Annotated in this window: 21 protein-coding genes and 1 pseudogene; 12 read left to right on the top strand and 10 right to left on the bottom strand. The window is 65.1% G+C overall.

Features of this window, described 5'->3' with window-relative positions; translation table 11 throughout:
• Positions 1-91: 91 nt before the first annotated feature.
• A complete protein-coding gene (locus ACYVD7_RS07760) occupies positions 92-532 on the bottom strand; it encodes a nuclear transport factor 2 family protein (RefSeq protein ID WP_460761238.1) in 441 nt (146 codons plus the stop codon).
• A 470-nt stretch (positions 533-1,002) separates the two neighbouring features.
• Here ACYVD7_RS07760 and ACYVD7_RS07755 point away from each other — a divergent pair, with 470 nt between their 5' ends.
• The 3 genes from ACYVD7_RS07755 to ACYVD7_RS07745 all read left to right on the top strand — a co-directional run bounded on the left by ACYVD7_RS07755 (position 1,003) and on the right by ACYVD7_RS07745 (position 3,823).
• Positions 1,003-1,866: an alpha/beta hydrolase family protein gene (locus ACYVD7_RS07755; RefSeq protein WP_460761235.1), complete on the top strand. Its 864-nt coding sequence runs from the start codon at positions 1,003-1,005 to the stop codon at positions 1,864-1,866.
• A gap of 9 nt (positions 1,867-1,875) precedes the next feature.
• Positions 1,876-3,051 carry a DUF4785 domain-containing protein gene (locus ACYVD7_RS07750; RefSeq protein ID WP_460761233.1) on the top strand — a complete coding sequence of 392 codons (1,176 nt, stop codon included), beginning with the start codon at positions 1,876-1,878 and terminating at the stop codon, positions 3,049-3,051.
• A 112-nt stretch (positions 3,052-3,163) separates the two neighbouring features.
• Positions 3,164-3,823 carry a DUF2939 domain-containing protein gene (locus ACYVD7_RS07745; protein ID WP_460761230.1) on the top strand — a complete coding sequence of 220 codons (660 nt, stop codon included), beginning with the start codon at positions 3,164-3,166 and terminating at the stop codon, positions 3,821-3,823.
• A 72-nt stretch (positions 3,824-3,895) separates the two neighbouring features.
• Here the strand turns inward: ACYVD7_RS07745 and ACYVD7_RS07740 are convergent, their stop codons facing one another.
• The 4 genes from ACYVD7_RS07740 to ACYVD7_RS07725 all read right to left on the bottom strand — a co-directional run bounded on the left by ACYVD7_RS07740 (position 3,896) and on the right by ACYVD7_RS07725 (position 12,170).
• Positions 3,896-4,801: a 5'-nucleotidase gene (locus ACYVD7_RS07740; protein WP_460761228.1), complete on the bottom strand. Its 906-nt coding sequence runs from the start codon at positions 4,799-4,801 to the stop codon at positions 3,896-3,898.
• Positions 4,802-4,885: 84 nt separating this feature from the next.
• Positions 4,886-5,662 carry an NAD kinase gene (locus ACYVD7_RS07735; protein WP_460761225.1) on the bottom strand — a complete coding sequence of 259 codons (777 nt, stop codon included), beginning with the start codon at positions 5,660-5,662 and terminating at the stop codon, positions 4,886-4,888.
• A 170-nt stretch (positions 5,663-5,832) separates the two neighbouring features.
• Entirely contained in the window at positions 5,833-10,851 is a 5,019-nt protein-coding gene (locus ACYVD7_RS07730) for an NAD-glutamate dehydrogenase (protein ID WP_460761223.1), read from the bottom strand.
• 122 nt (positions 10,852-10,973) lie between these two features.
• A complete protein-coding gene (locus tag ACYVD7_RS07725; protein WP_460761870.1) occupies positions 10,974-12,170 on the bottom strand; it encodes an acyl-CoA dehydrogenase family protein in 1,197 nt (398 codons plus the stop codon).
• A 116-nt stretch (positions 12,171-12,286) separates the two neighbouring features.
• Between ACYVD7_RS07725 and ACYVD7_RS07720 the strand changes: the two are divergent.
• From ACYVD7_RS07720 to ACYVD7_RS07705, 4 genes and pseudogenes are all read left to right on the top strand, one after another.
• Positions 12,287-13,213: pseudogene (locus ACYVD7_RS07720) on the top strand (ArsR/SmtB family transcription factor); the annotation flags it as partial.
• A 62-nt stretch (positions 13,214-13,275) separates the two neighbouring features.
• On the top strand, positions 13,276-14,379 hold the full coding sequence (locus ACYVD7_RS07715) for a homocysteine S-methyltransferase family protein (protein WP_460761220.1): 1,104 nt from the start codon (positions 13,276-13,278) through the stop codon (positions 14,377-14,379).
• Positions 14,379-17,069 (top strand): methionine synthase, encoded by a 2,691-nt coding sequence (gene metH / locus ACYVD7_RS07710; protein ID WP_460761217.1) that lies wholly within the window; start codon positions 14,379-14,381, stop codon positions 17,067-17,069. The genes ACYVD7_RS07715 and metH overlap by 1 nt, the downstream gene beginning before the upstream one ends.
• A 163-nt stretch (positions 17,070-17,232) precedes the next feature.
• Positions 17,233-17,889 (top strand): hypothetical protein, encoded by a 657-nt coding sequence (locus tag ACYVD7_RS07705; RefSeq protein WP_460761214.1) that lies wholly within the window; start codon positions 17,233-17,235, stop codon positions 17,887-17,889.
• A 36-nt stretch (positions 17,890-17,925) separates the two neighbouring features.
• Here the strand turns inward: ACYVD7_RS07705 and ACYVD7_RS07700 are convergent, their stop codons facing one another.
• From ACYVD7_RS07700 to ACYVD7_RS07680, 5 genes are all read right to left on the bottom strand, one after another.
• Positions 17,926-18,570 (bottom strand): DUF2058 domain-containing protein, encoded by a 645-nt coding sequence (locus tag ACYVD7_RS07700; protein ID WP_460761212.1) that lies wholly within the window; start codon positions 18,568-18,570, stop codon positions 17,926-17,928.
• 20 nt (positions 18,571-18,590) lie between these two features.
• Positions 18,591-18,824, bottom strand: a complete 234-nt coding sequence (locus tag ACYVD7_RS07695) for a SlyX family protein (protein WP_460761209.1) — start codon at positions 18,822-18,824, stop codon at positions 18,591-18,593.
• Positions 18,825-18,840: 16 nt separating this feature from the next.
• Positions 18,841-20,190 carry a UDP-glucose dehydrogenase family protein gene (locus ACYVD7_RS07690; protein ID WP_460761207.1) on the bottom strand — a complete coding sequence of 450 codons (1,350 nt, stop codon included), beginning with the start codon at positions 20,188-20,190 and terminating at the stop codon, positions 18,841-18,843.
• 94 nt (positions 20,191-20,284) lie between these two features.
• On the bottom strand, positions 20,285-21,085 hold the full coding sequence (locus ACYVD7_RS07685) for an FKBP-type peptidyl-prolyl cis-trans isomerase (RefSeq protein ID WP_460761205.1): 801 nt from the start codon (positions 21,083-21,085) through the stop codon (positions 20,285-20,287).
• Between the two features lie 104 nt (positions 21,086-21,189).
• Positions 21,190-22,167, bottom strand: coding sequence for an FKBP-type peptidyl-prolyl cis-trans isomerase N-terminal domain-containing protein (locus ACYVD7_RS07680; protein WP_460761202.1), 978 nt, complete (start codon positions 22,165-22,167; stop codon positions 21,190-21,192).
• A 601-nt stretch (positions 22,168-22,768) separates the two neighbouring features.
• Here ACYVD7_RS07680 and ACYVD7_RS07675 point away from each other — a divergent pair.
• Genes ACYVD7_RS07675 through ACYVD7_RS07655 form a run of 5 tightly spaced genes read left to right on the top strand, consistent with a single transcriptional unit; the run spans position 22,769 to position 26,216 of the window.
• Complete coding sequence (locus tag ACYVD7_RS07675) at positions 22,769-23,104, top strand: hypothetical protein (protein ID WP_460761200.1); 336 nt, start codon at positions 22,769-22,771, stop codon at positions 23,102-23,104.
• A 2-nt stretch (positions 23,105-23,106) separates the two neighbouring features.
• Positions 23,107-23,478: a GntR family transcriptional regulator gene (locus tag ACYVD7_RS07670; RefSeq protein ID WP_460761197.1), complete on the top strand. Its 372-nt coding sequence runs from the start codon at positions 23,107-23,109 to the stop codon at positions 23,476-23,478.
• On the top strand, positions 23,475-24,359 hold the full coding sequence (locus tag ACYVD7_RS07665; RefSeq protein WP_460761194.1) for an ABC transporter ATP-binding protein: 885 nt from the start codon (positions 23,475-23,477) through the stop codon (positions 24,357-24,359). The genes ACYVD7_RS07670 and ACYVD7_RS07665 overlap by 4 nt, the downstream gene beginning before the upstream one ends.
• A complete protein-coding gene (locus tag ACYVD7_RS07660) occupies positions 24,356-25,357 on the top strand; it encodes an ABC transporter permease (protein WP_460761192.1) in 1,002 nt (333 codons plus the stop codon). The genes ACYVD7_RS07665 and ACYVD7_RS07660 overlap by 4 nt, the downstream gene beginning before the upstream one ends.
• 37 nt (positions 25,358-25,394) lie before the next feature.
• Positions 25,395-26,216: a YggN family protein gene (locus ACYVD7_RS07655; protein WP_460761189.1), complete on the top strand. Its 822-nt coding sequence runs from the start codon at positions 25,395-25,397 to the stop codon at positions 26,214-26,216.
• Positions 26,217-26,259: the final 43 nt, after the last annotated feature.

Below are 26,259 nucleotides of genomic sequence, written 5' to 3'. Positions count from 1 at the left end.
TTGCGCCGCAAGCGGATCGAGCCTGCCAGCCGTTCCCGGACAACAGGCTCGTCGCCAGGCTTCGAACCACGCCACGACACCGCTTCCGCGATCAAGGCGCCTGGATCGGGGTGCCTTGCGTGCTCACGATCCACCAGTGCCCGCGCTGCTTCACGAAGACATCCGTCCATCGATACTGGCCGCTGATGTCCTTGTCCTTGTAAGTACCTTTGTCGGTGCTGCGGTACGTCACGACGGCGGTATCGCCATAGACGCGAACCACCATGTCGTCATTGGTCGATGACGCCATCTTCAGGTTGCCGTTGCCAAGGTCGGCGATGAACGGCGCGCGATCCTGCTTTGTTCCATCGGGCGCGATGAAGACGAACGAAGCCCCCAGTGCCTTCTCGAACGGCGCGTTGTCGCCCTTCAACAGGCTGGCGAGCAGGTCCTGCTCGGTCTGCATCAACGTCGCTTCAACCTGGCTGTTTCCACCGGCATGTGCCGGGCCAATGACCATCACTGCCAGCATCGCCGGTACAACGATATTCATCAGTCGCTTCATGGGGACATTTCTCCCTGGAGCACAACGAACCTAGAGCACGGCACCCGATCCCATCCGTGCGGAGTCCGAGGACGTGCGACCCATGCTGACGGCCCGCACGGGTCGCCACACATCGCAGCCAACGCGGGCAGGAATGGGCCTCGGCCATCCGCGGCGGCCGTGCGGGGCCGAACCCGATCGGCGAGTTCCTCGTCGTGGTCGCGGTGCCCCGGAGCCGTCCCTTCCGGCGCTGATGCCGCAGCGCCGCATGACATACCCGTACGTATGGGTATGCTTCGCCGCGATGCGCCGGGCAGTCCCGAAGCAAGATCCGGGACCTACGCGGCACAGGACGTGCCGCTCTAGCCCAGGCATAAGGGGATGCCAGGGCCCCCTGCGAGCTGCACATTGGCAGTGAAATCGCGGCGTTGCCGACGACAAGTTGTCCATTCGGCAGCCGTGCTGCAGTGGGGAAAAACATGCGCAATCTTGTTTGCGGTCTGTTGTTTGCCGTCGCTTCGCCGTGGGCGATGGCGGCTGATGTCACCGGTGTCGCCTTCGTCCATGGAACCGGATCCCAGACCAACGCCTACCAGGACTACTGGCAACCGGCGATGGTCGATTCCGTTCGCCAGGGACTGACCAACACCTCCAACTTCACCGTCATCAACTGCGACTTCACCCAGTACATGTGGGACAGCCGCGCCGCCGGTTGCCTGGCTGGACAGCTCACCAGCTTCATCGCCAACAAGGGCATCACCCGGCTCATCGTCATCACGCACTCCAACGGCGGCAACGTGATGCGCTGGATCCTGTCCAACCCGACCTACGACAGCCGCTACCCCGACATCATCAACAAGATCGTGCGTGTGAACGCGCTGGCTCCCTCCTCCGCCGGCACGCCACTGGCCGATGCGGTGATCAACGGCAATGTGTTCGAGACCTCGCTCGGGTGGTTGCTGGGCTTCAAGTCCGATGCCGTGCGCCAGCAGCAGGTCAGCTGGATGGCCTACTACAACGCGAACTATCTCTACGGCACCAGCGGACGCCCGGCGCTGCCGAAGTCGTTCCGTAGCGTGGTCGGTACCGATGTCGATTCGTCGCCATTCGATGGCGACAGTTATTGCGGCGGCTACAGCGAAAACCTCGGTCTGGAAACCACGCAGAACTGGCTGGAGAGCTGCTCGGATGGCTTCCTCAACTGCTCGAGCCAGTCGGCAGCGGGCAGCGTCTGGTTCTACGACAAGAACCGCACCGCCGGCGCCGAACCACTGAGCCACAACCAGAGCCGTCGCGCCTGCTTCACGCTCGACACCATCCTCCGCAACGACCTGCGTCTCTGAGGGCCGACCATGCGCACACATCTCAACGTCGCGCTCGTCGCGGCCTGCCTGACCTTTCTCTCTTCCCTCGCCTTCGCCGCGACGCCGCTGTCGCCCGCTGGCCGCGGCGACCAGGTGCCCACGCGCCTGGTATCCGTCGCCGTTCCCGCCGGTGAGTTCGAACACGCCCCGGTCAGCTTCGGGTGGAAGCTCGATCCGAAGGCGACGCTGCAGTCGCCGGCGCCCGCGACGGCGTTGAGTCGCGAGTACTGGCAGACCGTGGACGCCACCGAACTCAAGCGCGGCATCGACATCAGCACCACCGCGCCGGGCACGATGATCCGCGTCAGTCCTGTCCACGGCGCCGCAGCGCTGAAGGCTTCCAGTCTCGGCGTGACCCGTGATGCCAAAGCCGTGCGCCTGGAGAAATCCGCGACGATGGAGCAGCTGCGCGCCGTGGGCATGGATGTCAGCGACGGCACGGCGGTCCTGAAGATCGGGCGCGAGAACACCCCCGGCCATTACGCATTGCATGCCACGCAGGCGCAGGGTCGCTACGTCGTCCACGTTTTCGAACCGGAAAGCAACGTCGTGCTGAAGGCGCAGGCTGATCGTTCCCACGTGTTGGGCGGCGGCACCATCGGCCTGTCGCTGGCGATGAGTCGCGGCAACGTGGCGATGGATGCGAAGGCGGAAGCCCTGCTCGTCGCACCGGATGGACGCAGCACGCCTGTCGCCGTCACCCGCGACGCCAGCGGCAAGCTGTCGGCCAGCGTTCGCGTGCCCACGATGGCCAGCGCGGCGCCGGGCCTGTGGGAGCTGCAGGTGTTCGCGAACGCGGACGGCATCTCCCGCGACGCGCGCACCGCGTTCGCTGTTGCCGCACCCACTGCGCGATTCAAGGGCGTGGCCGCCTTCAACGCACGGCAGCTGCGCCTGACGGTGCCGGTGGAAACGGCTTCGACGGGTCGTTACGAGGCGAGCGGCACGTTGTTCGCCACCGCACCGGATGGCGCGTTGCGTCCGGTGTCGCAGGCGCAGTCGGCGGCCTGGTTCCAGCCCGGCAGCGGTTCGCTGGTGTTGGCCTTCGACCGTGCGCACGTGCCGGCCGGCTACGGCGCACCGTTCGAGGTACGACAACTGCAGCTGCAGGACCAGACCCGCATGGCGCCGCTGGAAACGCGGGAGCGCGGCGGGCGGTTCTGATCGGCACGATCCACGCAACGGATGAATGCGACGGGGCCGGTGTTCAACCGACCCCGTCAATTCTTGCGCGGAGCTGTGCGACCATCGACGGACAGGCTACTGTCTCGTCGACATGCGCAACGGCATCGACACGCCTGCACGCGACGATCATGCCGTCGCGTCGATGCTGGTCCGCCATGCGACGCAAGACACCCATGCGGAAAATGAGTCGGGAGCAACGATGAAGAAGTGGCTGATCCTTGCCGGTGTCCTCCTCCTGCTGCTGGTCGGCTACATCGGTGCCGGCCCTTTCCTCACGATCCACGCGATCCGCACCGCGGTGAAGGAACAGGACAGTGCGGCGTTGTCGCGCCAGGTCGATTTCCCGGCCTTGCGTGCCAGCTTCAAGTTGCAACTGGACAACTACCTGGTTCGCCGTGCCGGTCCTGAAGTTCAGTCCAGCCTGTTGGGATCGATCGCGCTGCGCATGGCCAGCGGCGCGTCCAGCGGCCTGGTCGATGTCGCCGCCACGCCCGCCGGGTTGGCCGCGCTGATGGAAGGCCGCAACTTCTGGCATCGCCTCGACGGCCGCCGGCACAGCGATGACCTCAACATTCCGGCCCCACCACGCGATCCGCTGGAAGGCGCGGAGTACCGCTTCGAATCCCCTTCCCGCTTCACCGCGACCGTGCACAACGCCTCTGGCGATCCGGTGATCTTCGTCCTCACCCGGCAGGGATTGTCGTGGCGGGTGAGCGACGTGCGCCTGCCGATGGATCTTCCACCGAAGTAGTCCGCGCGGCGCGCACCCGGACCAAACTACTCTCTCGAACGCTACACAGGCGATGCAGTCAAGCCGAAGCAACTAGCTGTTCGACACCCCATGCGGCACATGCCCCGCGGCCACGTGCTGACGCGCCGAATCGATGTTGTGCTGCGAATCATCGAAGAAGATGTCGGCGCCAAAGGCTTCCAGGAACGGTCCCTTGGCGCGCCCGCCGAGGAACAACGCCTCGTCCAGACGGATGCCCCACTCGCGCAAGGTGCGGATCACGCGTTCGTGAGCGGGCACCGAACGCGCGGTGACCAGCGCCGTGCGGATCGGCGCGTCCTGACCGGTCGGGAATGCCGCCTGCAGGCGATGCAGCGCATCGAGGAAGCCTCGGAACGGCCCGCCGGACAAGGGCTCGCCTGCATGCGCCCGCTCATGCGCGGCGAACGCGGCCAGCCCGCCTTCGCGCGACACGCGTTCGCCTTCGTCATCGAAGATCACCGCATCGCCGTCGAAGGCGATACGCAGCTGGTCATGCCGCTGCGCGGCTGCACGCGCGGGTAGCAACGTCGCGGCAGCGACACCCGCCGCCAGCGCATTGCCCACGTCCTCGCCATGGGTGGACAGGAACAGGTCCGCGCCGAACGGCCGGATGTAGGGGAATGGCGCCGCGCCGTTGCTGAAGGCGGCGCGCTTTATCGCCAGACCGTGGTGCTCGATCGAATTGAAGATGCGCAGCCCGGTGTCGGCGGAATTGCGCGAGATCAGGATGACCTCGACACGCGGCGCCTCCAACGGCGCGCCTTCGTTCAGTGCCAGCAGCTTGCGCACCAGTGGAAAGGCGACACCCGGCTCTAGGATGTCGTCCTCGTGGCCGCGCTGGAACTGTGCGTAGGCGTCGATGCCCTCGCGCTCGAACAGCGCGTGGCTGTCCTCCATGTCGAACAGGGTGCGCGATGAGATCGCGACGATCAGCGGGTTGGCATCACGGTCGGGCATGGTGCCATTCTGCCCGGATTGGGTCGCAAGGGTTGCGACGGGAGAATGCCGTGGGCCTGGGGCTGGCATCCCCACCCCAACGGCTCACCCGCTGGTGAACTGCTCGGCGAGAATGCGCTCTTCCAGGTTGTGTTCCGGATCGAACAGCAAGGTCACCGTGCGGTCGCGTGATTCGCGGATCGTGACTTCGACGACGTCGCGGACTTCGTGTGAATCCGCAGTCGCGCTGACCGGACGCTTGAACGGATCGACCACCTTGAAGCGCACTTCGGTATTTGCCTTGAGCACGGCGCCGCGCCAGCGACGCGGGCGAAACGCAGCGATCGGCGTCAGCGCGATCACGTTCGCGCCCAGGGGCAGGATCGGACCGTGCGCGGAGAAGTTATACGCCGTGCTGCCCGCGGGCGTCGCAACCAGCACGCCGTCGCAGATGAGTTCGTCCAGCCGCGTCTGACCGTTGAGGTCGATGGACAGGTGCGCCGCCTGACGGGTCTGGCGCAGCAGGGAGACCTCGTTGTAGGCCAGCGAGCCGACGGTGGCACCGGACTCGGTCTGCGCGACCATTTCCAGCGGTCGCAGCACGGCGGGTTCGGCAGCGTGTATGCGCTCGACCAGGTCCTCGTTGCGCTGGTGGTTCATCATGAAACCCACAGCGCCCAGCTTCATCCCGTAGACGGGTTTACCCAGCCCGCCGTGCCGGTGCAGCGTCTGCAGCATGAAGCCATCGCCACCCAGCGCGACCAGCACGTCGGCCTCCTGCGGCGGATGGTCGCCATGGCGCGCGACCAGCTCTTCGCGCGAGCGTTGCGCGTCTTCGGAATGGCTGGCGAGGAAGGCGATGCGGGGCGTCGTCGTGGTCATCGGCGGCTCCGTTGTGTGGCGGTGAGCATAACGCGGAGGCGTGACGTGGCAAGCGTGGCGTTAGTTCGGGGCATTCGGCGCTTCGGCCAGACAAAAACGAAGCCCCTCACGGGGAGGGGCTTCGAAGACCACTTGCCGGCCTGATCAGTCGATGAGGCTGGCCGGCAAGATCAGCCGCGCGACGCCAGCTGCGAGAGACGCTGCACCGCGACCGATGCGGTCGGGTAGTCCAATGACTTCTGCGCGGCCAGCTCGTTGAGCATTGCCAGGGTGAAGCGCAGCGAGGCGTCGTCGCGCTCGATCCACTGCTTGACCTTCGCGTCGGCGTTCGCACCCGGCATTGCCAGCACCTGCTTCACCAATGCACGCTGTTGGGTCGCCAGCTCTTCGCGCAGGACGCCACGCGCCACCGCGTGCCAGCGTCCGTCGACGGCCAGGTTGTCGATCTGGGTGATCAGCCAGGGCAGGTTGAGCGCTTCGCCAAGGCGGAAGTGGACCTTGGCGACGTCGACGGTCTTGACCTTGCGTTCGCGGGCCAGCTCGATGATGTCGCACGAGGCATCCAGGTACGGCAACGCCGCGAGCTGTCCACCCAGGTCCGCCGGCACGCCCTTGGCCTTCCAGTCGCGGAGTGCGGCTTCGTAACCGGGACGCTGTGCCGGGCCGAGGATGTTTTCGCCGGCGCGGATGTCCCTGAAGCCGTCGCGGTAGCGCTCCACCGCCGTGGTGATGTCCGGGATCGCACCCGGACGTGCCAGCAGCCAGCGCGTGAACGAACGCTGCAGCGACCAGATTACTTCCAGCGCATCGACCTGCACCGATTCGGCCACCTTGCCGTCCAGCGCGTCGATCTGCGCCCACAGCGAGCGCGCGTCCAGCGTCTCGCGGGTGATGTTGAAGGCCTTGGCGACCTCGCCCGGGGTGCGGCCGCTGTCCTCGGTCATGCGCAGGGTGAACGTCGCGCCCATGCGGTTGACCATCGAGTTGGTCACCGCGGTGGCGATGATCTCGCGTTTCAGGCGGTGGCCTTCCATCGCCTTGGCGTACTTCTTCTGCAGCGGTTCGGGGAAGTAGCGCACCAGCTCCTTCGAGAGGTACGGATCTTCCGGCACGTCCGAATCCAACAGCTGCTGGAACAGCACGATCTTGGAATACGACAGCAGGATCGACAGTTCCGGGCGGGTCAGGCCCATGCCGCGCGACTTGCGCTCGACCAGCTCGGCATCCGACGGCAGGTATTCGATCTGGCGATCGAGCAGCCCCTGCGATTCCAGCGTGGTGATGAAGTGGCGCTTGGAGCCCATGCGCGACACGCTCATCCGCTCCATCAGGCTGATGGCCTGGTTCTGGCGGTAGTTGTCGCTCAGCACCAGTTCGCCGACTTCGTTGGTCATCGATGCCAGCAGTTTGTTGCGCTCGGGCAGCGTGAGCTTCTTCTTCTGCACTTCGCCGTTGAGCAGGATCTTGATGTTCACCTCGTGGTCCGAGGTATCCACGCCGGCGGAGTTGTCGATGAAGTCGGTGTTGAGCAGCACGCCGTGCATGGCGGCTTCGACGCGGCCAAGTTGGGTCAGGCCCAGGTTGCCGCCCTCGCCCACCACCTTGCAGCGCAGCTCGCGGCCATCGACGCGCAGCCCGTTGTTGGCGCGGTCGCCAACCTGCTGGTTCGATTCGCTGGTCGCCTTGACGTACGTGCCGATGCCGCCGTTCCACAGCAGGTCGACCGGCGCCTTGAGGATGGCGTTCATCAGGTCGTTCGGGCTGAGCGCGGTGACACCGTTCTCTATGCCGAGCGCCGCGCGGGTTTCCGCCGACACCGGGATAGACTTGGCCGAACGCGGATACACGCCGCCGCCCTTGCTGATCAGCTTCTTGTCGTAGTCGTCCCACGACGAACGCGGCAGCTTGAACATGCGGTCGCGTTCCTTGAACGAGATCGCCGCGTCCGGGTTCGGGTCGAGGAAAATGTGGCGATGGTCGAACGCCGCCACCAGGCGGATGTGCTTCGACAACAGCATGCCGTTGCCGAACACGTCGCCGGACATGTCGCCCACGCCGGTCACGGTGAAGTCCTGCTTCTGGCAGTCGCGGCCCATGGCACGGAAGTGGCGCTTGACCGACTCCCAGCCGCCACGCGCGGTGATGCCCATGCCCTTGTGGTCGTAACCGACCGAACCGCCCGACGCGAACGCATCGTCCAGCCAGAAGCCGTGCGCACGCGCGATGCCGTTGGCGATGTCGGAGAAGGTCGCGGTGCCCTTGTCGGCGGCGACGACCAGGTACGGATCGTCGTTGTCGTGGCGCACGACATTCGCCGGATACACGATCTTTCCGTCCGGCGCGATGTTGTCGGTGATGTCCAGCAGGCCGTTGATGAAGCGCTGGTAGCAGGCCACGCCTTCGTTGAACCACGCGTCGCGGTTCACGGACGGATCCGGCAGCTGCTTGCAGAAGAAACCGCCCTTCGAGCCGACCGGCACGATGACGGTGTTCTTCACCATCTGTGCTTTCACCAGGCCCAGCACTTCGGTACGGAAGTCTTCGCGACGATCCGACCAGCGCAGGCCGCCACGCGCAACGGGACCGAAGCGCAGGTGCACGCCTTCCACGCGCGGACCGTAGACGAAGATTTCGCGGTACGGACGCGGCTTGGGCAGGTCCGGCACCTTAGAGGAATCGAACTTGAAGCTGACGTAGTCGGTCGGGCCGCCGTCGGCACGCTTGCCATCCTTGTACTGGATGTAAAAGCTGGTGCGCAGCGTGGCATCGATGACGCCGAGGAAGCTGCGGAAGATGCGGTCCTCGTCGAGGCTTGCCACGCGGTCCAGCAGCGCCTTGAACGCGTCGCGGGTGACGTCGACCTGCACGTCGCGCTTGCCGGCGCGGGCTTCCACCACCGGCAGCACCGCCGCCATCATCGCGCCGTCACCGCCGGCCAGTGCGGCCAGCTGCTTGCCGAAACGCTCCATGCCCGACTTGATCTCGGCCTTGCTTTCCTTGCCGGTGCTCGGATCGAACTTCGCCTCGAACACCTCCACCAGCAGGCGTGCCAGTACCGGGTAGCGCGCGAACGTCGCTTCGACATAACTCTGCGAGAACGGCACGCCGACCTGCAGCAGGTACTTGCAGTAACCGCGCAGCACGGCGACCTGTCGCCACGACAGGTTGGCCGCGATGATCAGGCGGTTGAAGCCGTCGTTCTCGGCGTTGCCGCGCCAGATCTGGCCGAAGGCGTCCTCGAAATTCTGGTCGAGGCTGGAGATGTCCAGCTCGCCGCCGATGGTCTCGACCTCGAAGTCCTGCACGTAGAACACCTGGCCGTCGACGGTCAGGCGGTACGGATGCTCGGAGATCACGCGCAGGCCCATGTTCTCCATCATCGGGAGCGCATCGGACAGCGGGATGTCGTCGTTCTGGCGATAGAACTTGAAGCGCAGCCCGCCTTCGCCGGCGTGCATGCGATGCAGGCTCAGTCGCAGGTCGTCCGGCCCAGTCAGCGCGGCCAGGTTGGTGATGTCCTGCGCCGCGACGGCGGCACCGACTTCCTCAAGGTAGCCCGACGGGAGGGCGCGACCGTAACGGTTGGACAGGGCCAGGCCCTGCTCCTCGCCGTGGCCGGCCACCAGCGCTTCGCGCAGGTCGTCCTGCCAGTTGCGGATGATCCGGGCGAGGGCAATTTCGATGGCGGAGTTGTCGACTTCGGCGACTTCACCGGATTTCGGGCGGATGACCAGGTGCAGCTGCGCGAGCGGCGATTCACCAAGCAAAACGGTGGTATCGACATGCTCACCCTGCAGCTTTTCCTTCAGCATCGCCTCGATGCGCAGGCGCACGTCGGTGTTGAAACGGTCGCGCGGGATGTACACCAGGCCGGAGAAGAAGCGGCCGTAGCGGTCGCGACGCAGGAACAGCTTGCTGCGCACGCGTTCCTGCAGGCCGAGAATGCCAGTGGCAGCATTGAGCAGTTCGTCGCCGGAGGACTGGAACAGCTCGTCGCGCGGCAGCGTTTCCAGGATGTGGCGCAACGCCTTGCCGCTGTGGCTGTTGAGCGCCAGGCCGGAGTTGCTCATCACGTATTCGTAGCGCTGGCGCACCAGCGGGATGTCCCACGGGCGACGGTTGTACGCGCTGGAGGTGTACAGGCCGAGGAAACGCTGCTCGCGGATCGCCCTGCCCTTGTCGTCGAAGGCCAGCACGCCGATGTAATCCATGTAACCCGGGCGGTGCACCGTCGAACGCGCGTTGGTCTTGGTCAGGATCAGCGCCTCGGCATCGCCTGTCGCCTTGCGCAGGTTGTGCGCCGGCAGCGACTTCACCGCCCGCGGCTTGTGGGCTTCATGGCCGCGCATCAGGCCCAGGCCGGTGCCTTCGACGGCACGCAGCACGTCGTCGCCGCCTTCCTTCGTCAGTTCGTATTCGCGGTAGCCGAGGAAGGTGAAATGGTTGTCCGCCGCCCAGCGCAGGAATTCCTGCGACTCCGCGCGGGCCTGCGCGTCCTGCGGCACCTTGCGCTTGCCCATGTCGTCGGCCGCTTGCAGCATGCGATCGCGCATGTCGGCCCAGTCGCGCACCATCGCGCGGACGTCGGCGAGCACCGATTCGATCGCCTTGCGGATCTTCGCCATGGAGTCCGGGGACTGGCGATCGATTTCAAGGTGCATCAGCGATTCCGGGACGCCGCCGCCCACGGCGAGCAGCTTGCCGGCCTTGTCGCGCTGGAACGTCACCACCGGGTGGCCCAGCACGTGCACGCCGATGCCCTGCTCGGCCAGTGCCATCGTCACGGTGTCGACCAGGAACGGCATGTCGTCGTTGGCAACCTGCAGCACGGTGTGCGGCGATTCCCAACCGTGGGTCTTGATGTTCGAGTTGAACAGGCGCACCAGCGCCGAACCCGGCTTGCGCGCACGCGCGAAGTCGAGGAAGTCGACGGCAAGCGCCGCCCAGCCATCGGCACTGTGCTGCGGCAACTCGTCCTCGCTCATGCGGCGGTAGAACGCGTTGATGAAGGCCTCACCCTCGGCATGGCGCGCCTTGGGCAGGCGCTTGCGCATGGCGGCGAGGATGGGTTCGAGCGAAACGGCCTGGCTCTCGGTGGCGGGCGCCTTGCTGGCGGCGGCGGTTTTGGCAGCGGTGGTCGACTTGACAGCCTTGGCTGCTTTACGCGGAGCTTTGGGTGCGGTGCTCATGGCAACGTTGGAATCCGTCCGTTGTTAGGGGATTAGTGCAAATACTTCAGCTTTGGAACAAAGCAAGCAGGCCCGCGTGTGCATTCCTTGCAGAAGCAGACGCGGGCCCGGGGTGACTGTTCTCAGCGCAGTCCGGTTTCGTTGCGGGCGATGACCAGGCGCTGGATCTCGCTGGTGCCTTCGTAGATTTCGGTGATCTTGGCGTCGCGGAAATAACGCTCCAGCGGCATTTCCTTCGAATAACCCATGCCGCCGTGGATCTGCACGGCCTGGTGGGTGATCCACATCGCCGCTTCCGATGCGGTCAGCTTGGCGATGGCGGCTTCGTTGCTGAAGCGGGCCCCGCCCTTCTCGAACTCGCCCTTCTGCCACGCCGCGCGCAGCGTCAGCAGCATGGCCGCGTCGAGCTTGCACTTCATGTCAGCGATCTTCGCCTGGGTCATCTGGAAGGTGCCGATCGGCGCGCCGAACGCCTTGCGCTCCTTCACGTAGGCCAGGGTGGCCTCGTAGGCGGCCCTGGCAATCCCCAGCGCCTGGCTGGCGATACCGATGCGACCGGCGTCCAGCACGCTCATGGCGATCTTGAAGCCCTCGCCTTCCTTGCCCAGCACTTCGTCGGCCTGGACGACATAGTCGGCAAACTCGATCTCGCAGGTGGCCGAGGCGCGGATGCCGAGCTTCGGTTCGGTCTTGCCGCGATGGAAGCCCGGCTTGGTGGTGTCGATCATGAACGCGGTGATGCCGCGAGCGCCGAGGTCCGGGTTGGTCATCGCGAACAGCACGATGTACTTGGCGACCGGGCCGGAGGTGATCCAGCTCTTCTTGCCGTTGACGACGTAGGTGCCGTCGGCCTGCTTGACCGCCTTGCAACGCATCGCGGTGGCGTCGGAGCCGGACTGCGGCTCGGTCAAGGCGAAAGCGCCGATCTCGCGGCCTTCGGCAATGTCGCGGACGTACAGCTGTTTCTGCGCTTCGGTGCCGAACTTCAGGATGCCGTTGCAGAACAGCGAGTTGTTGACGGACACGATCGTCGAATGCGCAGCGTCGGCGTGGGCGATCTCGACCATGGCCAGCACGTAGCTGATCGGGTCCATGCCCGCGCCGCCGTATTCGGCCGGCACTTCGATGCCCATCAGGCCGTTTTCACCGAGGGTACGGATGTTGGCGAGGGGGAATTCGCCGGTCTGGTCGTGGTGTTCGGCGCTCGGCGCGATCTTTTCCTGCGCGATGCGGCGCGCCACGTCCTGGATCATCAACTGCTCTTCGGTGAAGCGGAAATCCACGTCGTACCCCGTATGTGACTCAGCGAAGACGCGAATTGTAGCCCTCGCGGACAAATAACCCCACCTCTCGACCGCGTTCGGCTTGACCCCCGGAGCCCGGCAGCCCACACTTATCTCTATATCGCGATAGGTTGATAGAAGGCCCCAAACCCATGGATCTCGAAGGCTGGTCGTCCCGACTGAAAGTATTCGCCGACGCCACCCGCGTGCGGCTGCTCGCCCTGCTGGAACGCGAGGAGCTCACTGTGGCCGAATTGTCGGCAATCACCCGGCTCGCCCAGCCACGCGTGTCGACCCACCTGTCCAAGCTCAAGGAAGCAGGCCTGGTCCGCGACCGCCGCGCCGGGGTTTCGTCCTACTACCGGTTCGACGACGCCGCACTCGACAGCGCGCAGCGCGCCCTGTGGCAGACCCTGCGCGAGGGCAGCGACGATCCGCTGCTCCGCCAGGACGCCGAACGCGTCGGGGACGTGCTGTCGGCCCGCGCGACGGAACAGAACTGGGCCGACTCCGTCGCCGGCGACATGGAACGGCATTACTCGCCCGGGCGGACGTGGGAGGCACTGGCGCGCTCGGCACTGCCGCTCCTGCAGCCCACCGACGTGCTGGACATCGCCTCCGGCGACGGCGTGCTGGCCGAGCTGCTGGCCCCGCATGCCAAGCGCTATGTGTGCCTGGACGCCAGCACCAAGGTCGTGGCCGCCGCGTCCGAACGCCTGCGCAAGCTCAAGAACGTGGAAGTGCGCGAGGGCGACATGCATGCGTTGCCCTTCCCTGCGGCGCAGTTCGATTTCGTGGTGCTGATGCACGCGCTGACCTACGCCGGGCAACCCGCGCAGGCCGTCGCCGAAGCCGCCCGCGTGCTGCGCCCCGCCGGCCTGCTGCTGGTCACCAGCCTGGCCAAGCACGAGCACCAGCAGGTGGCGGAGGCCTACGGCCACGTCAACCTGGGCTTTACCGAAAAGGAACTGCAGAAATTCGTGTCCAAGGCAGGACTGGAGATCGTCAGCAGCGAGATGGTGACGCGCGAACGCCGACCGCCGCATTTCGGCGTGATCGCGCTGATCGCACGCAAACCGCCTCGTTGATGCCGGGCATCACGCCCAAAGAAGCCACGTAGTCCTGCAGGTCAATTACTTAGATGACGAAGCACTCCCTCCCCTGGCTCAACCCCGCCCGTGCGCAGGCACTGCAGCAACAACTGCGCGAACGCATCCTGATCATCGACGGTGCCATGGGCACGATGATCCAGCAGCACGAACTGCAGGAAGACGACTACCGAGGCACGCGCTTCGCCAGCGGCTACGACCACCATCATTCTCCCGACGACCACGCCCACGGCGACGCCTGCGGCTGCGCGCGCGACCAGCGTGGCAACAACGACCTGCTCAGCATCACCCGCCCCGAAATCATCCAGGGCATCCACGCCCAGTACCTGGATGCCGGTGCCGACCTGATCGAAACCAACACCTTCAACTCCACCACCATTTCGCTGGCCGACTACGGCCTCGAGCACGTGGCCCGTGAACTCAACGAGACTGGCGCACGCCTGGCCCGCGCCGCCTGCGATGCGGCCGAAGCAAAAGATCCTGGCAAGCCGCGCTTCGTCATCGGCGTGCTCGGTCCGACCAGTCGTACCGCGTCGCTCAGCCCGGACGTGAACCGGCCCGGCTTCCGCGCGATCAGCTTCGACGAGCTGCGCGTGGCCTATCGCGAGGCCACCGACGGCCTGATCGACGGCGGCGCGGACGTGATCATGGTCGAGACCATCTTCGACACGCTCAACGCCAAGGCGGCGCTGTTCGCGATCGAGGAGGCGTTCGAGGCCCGCGGCGCGAAGCTGCCCGTGATGATCTCCGGCACGATCACCGACGCCTCCGGCCGCACGTTGTCCGGCCAGACCGCCGAAGCTTTCTGGTACTCCGTGCGCCACTCGCAGCCGCTGGCCATCGGCCTCAACTGCGCACTCGGCGCCAAGGACCTGCGCGTGCACGTGGACGTCCTGGCGCAGGTGGCTGACACCTACGTCAGCACCCATCCGAATGCCGGCCTGCCCAATGCGTTCGGCGGCTACGACGAAACGCCCGAGGACATGGCGGGCGTACTGCGCGAATTCGCGGAATCCGGCCTGCTCAATCTCGTGGGCGGTTGCTGCGGCACCACGCCGGCGCACATCGCCGCGATTGCCGATGCCGTCAAGGACGTGACGCCGCGGCCGGTGCCGCAACTGGCGGACGCAGCCTGATGACACAGGCACTCCCCCGCCAGACCCGGCTCAGCGGCCTGGAGCCGCTGCCGATCACGCCAGAAAGCAATTTCATCAACGTAGGTGAACGCACCAACGTCACCGGCTCGGCGCAGTTCAAGAAGCTGATCATGGAAGGTCGCTACGACGAAGCTGTCGTGGTGGCGCGCCAGCAGGTCGAAAGCGGCGCGCAGGTCATCGACGTCAACATGGACGAGGGCATGCTCGATTCCGAGCAGGCCATGGTTACCTACCTCAACCTGATCTCCGCCGAGCCCGACATCGCCCGCGTGCCGGTGATGGTGGACAGCTCCAAGTTCAGCGTCATTGAGGCTGGCCTGAAATGCCTGCAGGGCAAGGGCATCGTCAATTCGATCTCGATGAAGGAAGGCGAAGCCGAATTCCTGCGCCAGGCGCGACTGGTGCGACGCTATGGCGCCGCCGTCGTGATCATGGCCTTCGACGAGGTCGGCCAGGCCGACACCGCCGAGCGCAAGATCGAGATCTGTTCGCGCGCCTACCAGCTGCTGACGCAGGAGATCGGCTTCCCGCCGGAAGACATCATCTTCGATCCCAATGTTTTCGCGGTCGCCACCGGCATCGAGGAACACAACAACTACGCGGTCGACTTCATCGAAGGCACCCGCGAGCTGAAGCGCCGCTTCCCGTTCAGCCATGTCTCGGGCGGCGTCTCCAACGTGTCGTTCTCGTTCCGCGGCAACGAGCCGGTGCGCCAGGCGATCCACGTGGTGTTCCTGTATCACGCGATCCGTGCTGGTATGGACATGGGCATCGTCAACGCCGGCGCACTGCCGCTGTACGACGACCTAGATGCCGAACTGCGTGAGCGCGTCGAGGACGTGGTCCTCAACCGCCGCCCCGACGCCACCGAACGCCTGCTGGAGATCGCCGACAAGTTCAAGGGCAAGAAGGGCGAAAAGAGGGTCGAGGACCTCGCCTGGCGCGAGAAGCCGGTACGCGATCGACTGAGCCACTCGTTGGTCCATGGCATCGACCTGTACATCGAAACCGATACCGAGGAAGCCCGCGCGCTGTCGACGCGACCTCTCGATGTGATCGAGGGGCCGCTGATGGACGGCATGAACGTCGTCGGTGACCTGTTCGGTGCCGGCAAGATGTTCCTACCGCAGGTGGTGAAGTCGGCTCGCGTAATGAAGAAGGCGGTCGCCTACCTGCTGCCTTACATCGAAGCCGAGAAGCTGCGCACCGGCGAAGTCGGCAAATCCAACGGCAAGATCGTGATGGCGACGGTCAAGGGCGACGTGCACGACATCGGCAAGAACATCGTCGGCGTCGTACTGGCATGCAACAACTTCGACGTCGTCGACCTTGGGGTGATGGTGCCGGCACAGACCATCCTCGATCGCGCGAAGGCCGAGAATGCGGACCTGATCGGCCTGTCCGGCCTGATCACGCCGTCGCTGGAGGAAATGAGCCATGTGGCGCGTGAAATGCAGCGACAGGGCTTCGAGGTGCCGCTGCTGATCGGTGGTGCGACGACGTCACGCGCGCACACCGCACTGAAGATCCATCCGCATTACAAGTCACCCACCGTGTGGGTGAAGGACGCCTCGCGAGCCGTCGGCGTGGCGCAGTCGCTGATCAGCCGGGAACTGCGCGGTCCGTTCGTGGCCGCCAACGACGCCGACTACGCCGACATCCGCGAGCGCCACAAGAACCGCGGCGACGGCAAGCGGCTGGTGTCGCTGGAGAAGGCGCGCGGGCAGAAATTCGACGGCGGCTGGAGCGACTACACACCACCGACCCCGAAGCAGCCCGGGCTGCACGTGCTCAACGACTACCCACTCGATGAGTTGATCGAGTACGTCGACTGGACGCCGTTCTTCAACACCTGGGAACTGGCAGGCAAGTACCCGGCGATCCTCACCGACGAGATCGTCGGCGCGCAGGCGACGGAGCTGTATCGCGATGCACGAGCGATGCTGAAGCGCATCGTCAAGGAAAAGTGGCTGACTGCACGTGGCGTGTTCGGGCTGTGGCCGGCGAATTCCGTCGGCGACGATGTCGTCGTCGATGCGGATGGCGGGCCAGTGATGTTCCGGTTCCTGCGGCAACAGGCGGACAAGCCGGTGGATCGCCCGGACTTCTGCCTCGCCGATTTCATCGCGCCCAAAGACTCGGGCAAGCAGGACTGGATCGGTGGTTTCGCCGTCACTGCGGGCATCGGCATCGAGGAACACGTCGCCCGTTTCGAAGCGGAATTCGACGACTACAACGCCATCCTGCTCAAGGCGCTCGCCGACCGGCTGGCCGAAGCCTTCGCCGAGCGCCTGCACGAACGCGTCCGCAAAGAGTTCTGGGGATACGCGACGGACGAAACGCTCGACAACGACTCGCTCATCGACGAGAAGTACGCCGGCATCCGCCCTGCCCCCGGCTACCCGGCCTGCCCCGAGCACAGCGAGAAGGGAACGTTGTTCGGCCTGCTGGATGCCGAACGCAACGCCGGCGTGAAGCTAACGGAGAGCTTCGCGATGTACCCGGCCGCGGCGGTATCCGGTCACTACTTCAGCCATCCGCGCAGCCAGTACTTCGTGGTCGGGCGGGTGTCGAAGGAACAAGTTGAGGATTACGCGAAGCGTAAGGGCGTAAATCTGGCGCAAGCGGAGCGGTGGCTTGCTTCGAATCTGGATTACGACCCGGAGTAGGCATCCAAGGCGTCGCTGCCTTGCGTTTGCAGCGCGTTGCGGCGCGGAGTAACGCCAAGCGCCGTAACCTGGCTTCAGCAGCGCGCTGCGGCGCGCTTGATAGCCTCGTCGGCCAGTGCCATCGTGGCGCGATCGAACCGACGTGCCCAACCAGCAAAACGCCATGCCTGACGCCACCAGCAACGCAGACTTCATCGAACGGCACGCCGCTCCCGGTCGCATCGGCCTGTGCGGTGGGCGCGACTTCATCAACAAGCTCATCCGCAAGGCGCAGGCACCGCTCACGGCGGATGGGCACCGCAGCCTGTGGTCGCACGCTTTCGTTTTCAGCGAGAAGCGCAGCGATGGCCAATGGTGGGTGGTGGAATCTGACCTGGACATGCGGTTCAAGCAGATCCGCCTCGGCGTGCAGGAGAACCGGGCTTCGCGCTACTTCGACGCGGAGGCATTCCCCAACCTGGCGGTGATCGATTTCGGCCTGGACGCCACGCAGACAAGGCAGGTGCAGGTCGCCGCGCTGGACCTGCTGTCGGGACTTTCCAGCTATTCGCTACGCGAGCTGGCGGGCACGTTCCTGGCGATGCACAGCACGCGCCTGCGCCGTCGCGACAACCTGCTCGCGCAGGAAGGCGCCCTGTATTGCTCAGCGATGGTCCAGCACTGCTATGCGGCGGCCGGTATCGAATTCCACCCGGGTGTTCCCGGCAAGAACATCGCACCGCACGACATCGATGAGTCACCCCTGCCCCATGCGACCCATCGGCTTATCCGCGACCTGGGCATCTCGAAACTGCGCCGCGTGATGAATCGCCTGGCGTGATCGCAGCAATCGGATCACGCCCGGGTACACCTTCCTTCACCACACCAGGTCGTCGGGCACCTGGTATTGCGGATCGGCATAGGGATCTTCTTCCAGCGTCGCATTGGGATCGACCTTGAGCGCGATCGCCGCCGGGAAGATTTCCTCGGCCTGGGCCATCAGCTCCGCTGTCACCAGCAGGTAGCGACCATCCTGCTGCAGCACGCCAAGCTCGCCGGCGTTGAGCGCCTTGAGCTGCTCGGCGGTGACATAGATGCGCTTGATCTTGCCGCCGTAGGGGAAGTGGCGGGCGATCTCGGCGTCAGCGACGTTGAGCTGCTTGTCCTTGAGCAGTTCGGTGAGCTTCGCGCGTGCTTCGCGGCGTTTGCGGGCTTCTTCCTGCTTTGCCGTCTCGGCCGCGATGCGCTCGTCCTTCTCGCGCTGGGCGCGCAGGGCGTAGGCCTTGGCCAGGTCGATCTCTTCGCGCGACCGTGCCGGCTTCGCGCCACCGGTCCGGCCTTGCCCCTGTCCCGGCTTACCGTGTCCGGCGTGCGGTGGTCTGCCGCTTTGCGGCCGACGCTCTTCGCCACGCTGCTGCGGCTTGCCGTGGGTTGGATTGCCTGCGGGTTTGGCAGGACGCTCGGGCTCGGGCGCCGGCTTGAAGCCGAGTCCCAGAAGTTGGTCGCGAAGGTTGTGGCTCATCGTGCGCGGTGCGTAGCAGCTCAGTAGTGCGGCGGCGGAGGTTCCAGCGACGCATCGCCGGTAACGGGGGAGCCTGACAGCGAGGTGCGGATCGCCTTGAGTTCTTCCAGCGCGCGGTGCAGCACCAGCGCGTTGCGGCTCTCCTCGTCGCGCGCAGCGGCCAGGGCGTCGCTGAGTTCAATCAGTGCGTGCTCCTGGAACGCGAGGCGGGTTTCCACCTCGGCAAGGCGTTGCTCGAGTTCCTGCGGCGTCATCGATCGCTCCGAACGCTCAAATCGAGCCGTCGCCGGAGACCGAGCGGCCACGACCGATGCCGTAATAGGCAATTCCGGCCTGCTCCACTTCTTCCGGGTCGTACAGGTTGCGTCCGTCGAAGATCACCTTGTCCGGAAGCGTTGCGTTCAACCGTGCGAAATCCGGGCTGCGGAACTGCTTCCACTCGGTCACCACCACCAGCGCGTCGGCGCCTTCCAGTGCGGCGCGGTCGGAACCGCACAGGACCAGATCGGCGCGCTCGCCAAAGATGCGTTCGGCCTCGTGGCGCGCTTCCGGGTCATAGGCGCGCACCTTGGCGCCGGCTTCCCACAGCTGCGCCAGCAACGTGCGGCTGGAGGCTTCGCGCATGTCGTCGGTGTTGGGCTTGAACGCCAGGCCCCAGACGGCAAACGTCTTGCCGGCGATCTTGCCGTCGTAGTGGCGGCTGATCAGCTCGAAGAGCTTTTCCTTCTGGCGGTGGTTGACGGCTTCCACGGCTTCCAGGATCTGTGCGTTGTAACCGTATTGTTTCGCGGTGCGCTCCAGCGCCTGCACGTCCTTGGGGAAGCAGGAACCGCCGTAACCGGCGCCCGGGTAGATGAAGCTGTAACCGATGCGCGGGTCCGAACCGATGCCGTGACGGACGTGTTCGATGTCGGCGCCCACCCTTTCGGCAATGTTCGCCATCTCGTTCATGAAACTGATCTTGGTCGCCAGCATCGCGTTGGCGGCGTATTTGGTCAGTTCGGCCGAGCGCACGTCCATCGCCACGATACGTTCGTGGTTGCGATTGAACGGCGCGTACAGGCGCTTGAGCTGCTCGATCGACGCGTGATTGCTGGCGCCGATCACGATGCGGTCCGGGCGCATGCAGTCCTTGACCGCGTCGCCTTCCTTGAGGAATTCGGGATTGGACGCGACGTCGAAATCGAACGTCACGCCGCGCGCCGCCAGCTCCGACGCGATCACCGCGCGCACCTTGTCGGCGGTGCCCACGGGCACGGTGGATTTATCGACGATGACAGCCGAGCGCTGCAGGTTCTGGCCGATCGTCTTCGCCACGGCCAGCACGTACTTGAGGTCGGCACTGCCGTCCTCGTCGGGCGGCGTTCCGACGGCGATGAAAATGGTGTCGCCATGCTGGATCGCGGTGGCGGCATCGGTCGTGAACTGCAGGCGGCCCGCGGCATGGTTGGCCTTGACCATTGGTTCCAGGCCCGGCTCATAGATCGGGATCACGCCGTTGTTGAGGCCTTCGACCTTGGCGGCATCGATGTCGACACAGACGATGTCGTGGCCCACTTCGGCCAGACAGGTACCGGTGACCAGACCGACATAGCCCGTGCCGAAAATGGTGGCGCGCATGCGTTGCTAATCCTTGGAAATGGGGGTTCGCCTTGCGGGGCAAGGCGCCGGCGGTGGGTTTATCACCGCCGGCTGTACTGCTGGAAAGCTGATCTTACTTCGCGGCCCGCGTCGCGTCGGGCTTGACGATTTCAAGCAGCTCGACTTCGAAGGTGAGCATGGCGTTGGGGCCGATCGGGCCGCCTTGGGTGCCGCTCTCGCCGTAACCCAGCTTGGCCGGGATCCACAGCTTGTACTTGCTGCCCACCGGCATCAGGGCGAGGCCTTCGCGCCAACCCGGGATCACGCCGCCGAGCGGAAAGGTAGCCGGCTCGCCGCGATCGTAGGAGCTGTCGAAGGTCTTGCCGTCGAGCAGCGTGCCCTTGTAGTGCACCTTCACCACGTCGGTGTCCTTCGGCTTGGGGCCGGTCCCTTCGGTGATGGACTGGTACTGCAGGCCCGATGCCGTGGACTTCACGCCCGGCTTCTTGGCGTTTTCGGCCAGGAACTTCTCGCCATCGGCGAGGTTCTTCTTCGAATCGGCCATCATCTTGGCGATCTGCTTGGCCTGCATCTTCTGGCCGAAGGCTTCCGCGATCTGCTGGGCCTGCTTGTCGTCCAGGAGCGGCTTCTCGCCGGCCAGCGTGGTCTTGATGGCCTTGGTGATGGTGTCGACATCGACTTCGTCCTTCACCTGCTCCAGCGACTTGGCCATCTGCAGGCCGATCATGTAGCTGACCTGGTCCTTTTCGGTCGGCAGGCCCGCGATCTTCGGGGTCTGCGCGCCCTTGTCGTTGGCTTCGGTCTTGGCGTCGTCAGCCTTGGGCTTGTCAGCCGGCGGATTGCAAGCGGCCAGCGAAGCGGTGAGTGCGGCGACAGCCAAGGCCACGGACGCGTGGCGCGGGAAACGGGTCATCGGGAACTCCTGAAAAATCAAAGGTTGAGGTTTTGGGGGCCGGCCACCGTGAGGGCGACCGGCTGAACGTGGTGTCTACGGAATTTGGCCCTGTCCCGATTGTGTCAGGGCAGGATCGCCATCAGTTCGACATCGAACACGAGGGTGGAGTTCGGACCGATCTTGCCGTCCGGGGTTCCGCCGGCGCCATAGGCCAGTTCACCGGGGATCCAGAAGCGGTACTTCGCACCAACGGGCATCAGGGCGACGCCTTCCGTCCAGCCCGGGATGACCTGGTTCAGCGGGAACTCGACCGGCTGGCCACGATCATAGGAGCTGTCGAAGACGGTGCCATCGAGCAGCGTGCCGTGATAGTTCACGCGGACCTTGTCGACGGGGCGCGGATGCGGACCGTTGCCTTGACGCAGCACCATGTACTGCAGGCCGCTGGCCGTGGTGAACACGCCCTTCTCGGCCTTGTTCTTCGCGAGGAACGCATCACCATCGGCCTTGTTCTTGCCCGCGGCAGCGGTCTGCTTCGCGGTCATCTTTTCCTGGATCTGCTTGGAGAAGCTCTCGCGGACGGCGGTGATTTCGGCGTCGCTGAGAAGCAGCTTGCCACCGGCCATCGACGTGCGGACCGCCTGCAGCAGCGTGGACAGGTCGATCTCTTCCTTGATCGAAACCAGCGAGCGACCCACGTCGCCGCCGACCAGCAGGCCGACCTTGTCCTTCGCTACGTCCGGCAGCGCACCACCGGCGGCCTGGTTGTTGCGGGCACCGATGCGGGCCATCAGGGCCTTGCCGGTCGTGGCCGCCTCTTCCTGCGTGAGCAGCGGCTTGCCGCCTTCGAAGGCGTTGCGGATGGCGCGTTCGAACGCCGCCATGTCCAGGTCGGGGCCGACCGGCGCGATCGAGCGGGCAATATCAGTACCGACCATGTAGCTGGCTTTGTCGCGATCAGTGGTCAGCACGGTCTTTTCCTGGGTTGCGGGCTTGGCGTTGGAAGCCTTGGGGGCAGCCCAGGCCGAAAGAGTCGCTGCAGCCGAAAGCATGGCTGCGGAAGCGATGAGCACGGCGGTGCCGCGCACGAGGGATTTCATCGGGGAAAACTCCTGGTTGGTTTGCGACCGGCCGCGTTGTGCGGTTCTGGGGAGTCGAGCCCACCCATGGCGCGCCGCGGGTCGCGCGGTGCCGGCCGGGTATTGTCACGGCGTGGGGCTATGCCGGCAATCACCGTTTCAAAGACCGAATCCTTGCGCTGCCCAACCTTGACCGTGTGCAGCGACGTGAGTTGCACGGACGTCATCCTCAACCCAAGCGCATTAGACGTTCCTGCGTTGCTGGCCGCCTGCCGTGGAAACAGCTACATGCATGCGGCCACCGCTCCCGCTACGTAGCCGTGGTCCACGCCAGCGCACCTGACCCAGCGCATTTCTTTGCGAGAGAACGGGCTAATTTTGCCCGGCCCAGCGGGGGCGTTACCGGTGCGACGCGGCTTCCTGCCGATCAGAGCGGCTGAAGGACAACACTTAACCAGCTGATTTTATTGGTAGTTGTGTGGCTACTGCTGGTCTGGGAAGCCCGGTTCCAGCCGCTCCTATCCCTATATGCCTTCAGTTGGGTATCTGCCTTGTTGACGCCCTGTGTTTAGGTGTTATAGTTGCATACAACACCGGTCTACCAACGAGCAGGACGTTCGCCATGAACCACAAGCTCCGCAACTCGCTCTCCGCCTTCACGGCTACTGGCGCAGCGCTGGCCATCGCCCTGATGGTCGCGATGCCGCTCGACACCGCCCCGGCAGGCGTCCTGTCCCAGGCCCGCCAGGCCGCGGACTTCGTCGAAGGCCGCGCTGTCGGCAACACGCTTTCCAACGCGGTCGCACTGTCCGCTGAACTCGCAACCGCTTCCGCACTGGCACTGGACGCCAGGCAGGGCATGGACGCCCAGAACACCAACCGCGTCTCCCGCAAGGGCCCGCATCAACGCCGGCAGACAGCTGTCATGCCGTACTTCTCCTTCTCGCCGCGGGGCTGACCATGGCCGCAATCACGTGGAGCGACAGCGCTCCCATCTACCGCCAGCTGAAGGAGCGCGTCATCGCAATGATGCTCGATGGCGTGCTCAAGCCCGGCGATGCCCTGCCCTCTGTGAGGCAGGTCGCCGCCGAGTACCAGCTCAATCCAATCACCGTCTCGCGCGCCTACCAGGAACTGGCGGACGAGGCACTCGTCGAAAAACGCAGGGGACTTGGCATGTACGTCACCGAAGAAGCCGCACGGAAGTTGCTCCTCAGCGAGCGTGATCGCTTCCTCACCGAGGAATGGCCGCAGGTCGTGGAGCGCATCAAGCGCTTGGGCCTGGGCATCGAAGAACTGCTGCGCGCCGGCAACAAGGAAGGTACGCAATGAACGCCGCCAACGACACCCGCGTCGCCCCGGTCGTCACTGCCCGCGGCCTGCGCAAGCACTACAAGAACAAGCTGGCGCTCGACGGCGCCACCTTCGAAATCCCTACCGGCCGTATCGTCGGCCTGATCGGTCCCAACGGCGCCGGCAAGACCACCGCACTCAAGGCGATGCTCGGCCTGATCCCGTTCGAAGGACAGCTCGACGTCCTCGGCCGCGACCCGCGCACCCAGCGCGATGAACTGATGCGCGATGTCTGCTTCATCGCCGACGTGGCCGTGCTGCCGCGCTGGATGAGGGTCAAGGACGCGATCGAGTTCGTCAGCGGCGTGCACCCGCGTTTCGACCGCGCCCGCTGCGACCGCTTCCTGGCCAACACCCAGCTGAAGCCGAACATGAAGGTGCGCGAGATGTCGAAAGGCATGATCGTCCAGCTTCACCTGGCGCTGGTCATGGCGATCGACGCCAAGTTGCTGGTGCTGGACGAACCGACGCTCGGCCTGGACATCCTCTACCGCAAGCAGTTCTACCAGCGCCTGCTGGAAGACTACTTTGATGAAGAGAAGACGATCATCGTCACCACCCACCAGGTCGAGGAGATCGAACACATCCTCACCGACGTGATGTTCATCCGCGACGGCAGAATCACCATCAACGCCGCGATGGAGGACATCGGTGCCCGCTACGTCGAAGTGCTGGTCAACGGCGACAAGACCGACGAGGCCCGCGGCCTCAAGCCCCTCGACGAACGCGCGCTGCCGTTCGGCAAGACCGTGATGCTGTTCGACGGCATCGACCACGGCCGCCTGGAGACACTGGGCGAGACCCGCACACCCGGCCTGGCAGACCTGTTCGTCGCCACCATGAAGGGGACCTACGCATGAACGCCATCGCCGAAAACCATGTCCACGCCCCCGTGGCCCCGCCGCACGCAACGCACAAGTTCAAACTGCTGCTGCGCCGCGAGTTCTGGGAGCACAAGGGCGGCTTCTTCTGGGCGCCCGTGATCACCGGCGGCATCGCCACGTTGTTCGCGCTGCTCGCTGCGATCGCAGGCACGATCATCGGCCAGAAGCACGGCGTCCACTTCTCCGAAGGCGGCGCGGAGGAAGCGGCCAAGATCAGCGGTGCGGTTGGCGATGGTGCATTGCTGGGCGGCATCGGGCTCGCGATGGTGGTTCTGGCCTTCGTGGTGTTCTTCTACTCGCTGGGTTCGTTGTACGACGACCGTCGCGACCGCAGCATCCTGTTCTGGAAGTCGATGCCGGTGTCCGACACCCAGATGGTGCTGTCCAAGGCCGCATGGGCGCTGTTGCTGGCGCCGCTGGTAGCCGTCGGCGTGGGCATCCTCACCGGTCTGGCTTTGTGGGTGATCACCACGCTCACCACCACGGTGAACGGCCTGCCCGGCGCGAGCGGAATCCTCGTCAACTCCCATCCTTTCCAGATCGTCGGCAAGATCCTGCTCACGCTGCCGATCCAGATCCTGTGGTCGTTGCCCGCGGTGGGCTGGCTGATGCTGTGCTCCGCCTGGTCCCGTCGCGTGCCCTTCCTCTGGGCGGTAATGGTGCCGGTGCTGGGCTGCGCGACGATCAGTTTCGTCGGCGGGATCATGTCGATCTCCGGTGTCCATCTGCCGCTCGACAAGATCTGGTACACGGTGGTCTACCGCGGCCTGCTCAGCGTGGTCCCCGGCAGCTGGCTGCCAACCATCGCCGACGACCTGAAGCACATCGGCGAACCGCAAAACATCCCGGAAGCGCTGAACCTGGGTGCGAGCTGGAGCGTGCTGGGCCATGCCGACATCTGGATTGGCGTCATCGTCGGCATCGCGATGATCTACGGCGCGATCCGCCTGCGCCGCTGGCGTGAGGAAGGCTGAGCCTTCCTCCACCATCCCTTCCCATGGAGCCCCAGTCGTGAACATTCGACGCAATCTCGCCATCGCCCTACTCGCCTCCATGCCACTGGTCGCGTGCAGCAACTCCTCCAAGTCGCCGTCGGCCGCTTCGGGCAACGACCACGCGAGCACCGCCCTGGGGCGCGTGGTGGAGAAGGAAATCAACAAGGCCAAGGAAAAGCTGGAGACGGAAAACATCAGCCTCAACAACCATTTCCGGATCCACACCGACAAGGACGGCTCGTCCGTCTCCGATAACGAGGAAGCCAAGGACTCGCGTCCGAAGGCCGAAATCACCCCTAAGGGCGACCTGTTGATCGACGGAAAAACCGTGACCATCAACGACGCCCAGCGCAAACTCCTGCTCGACTACCGTGGCCACTATGTAGGCGTTGCGCAAAATGGCATGGAGATCGGTGCACAGGGTGCTGACCTGGCCGGCAAAGCAATCAGCGAAGCCATCGGCGGCATCTTCTCTGGCAAGTCGGAGAAGGAAATCGAACGGAGCGTCGAAGCCGAAGCGACCCGGATCAAGGCAGCCGCCCGCCAGCTGTGCTCGCGCCTGCCGGCGATGAAGGCCTCGCAGGACACGCTCGCCGCTGCCCTGCCGGAGTTCAGGCCATACGCGACCATGGACCAGTCCGACATCGACGATTGCTACAAGGAAGACTCACACTCGACGACCGTGTCCGTCGATGCCGATGGCCGCGATGTCGATGGCCATGACGTCGATGGCCATGACGTCGACGACACCGAGTCAGCGGAAGCGACCGCCGAAAACACCGCGAAGGACGCAGCGGCCGAAGCGGCGGAAGCCGCCAAGCCCGCTCAGAAGAAATAACGGAAGCCTATAGAACGGCCTCGATGGCGCCCGTCGCCATCGA

This window comes from Lysobacter fragariae (assembly GCF_054779775.1).
Note: the sequence above shows the minus strand (reverse complement) of the source record. Positions and strands in the feature narration are given on the sequence as shown.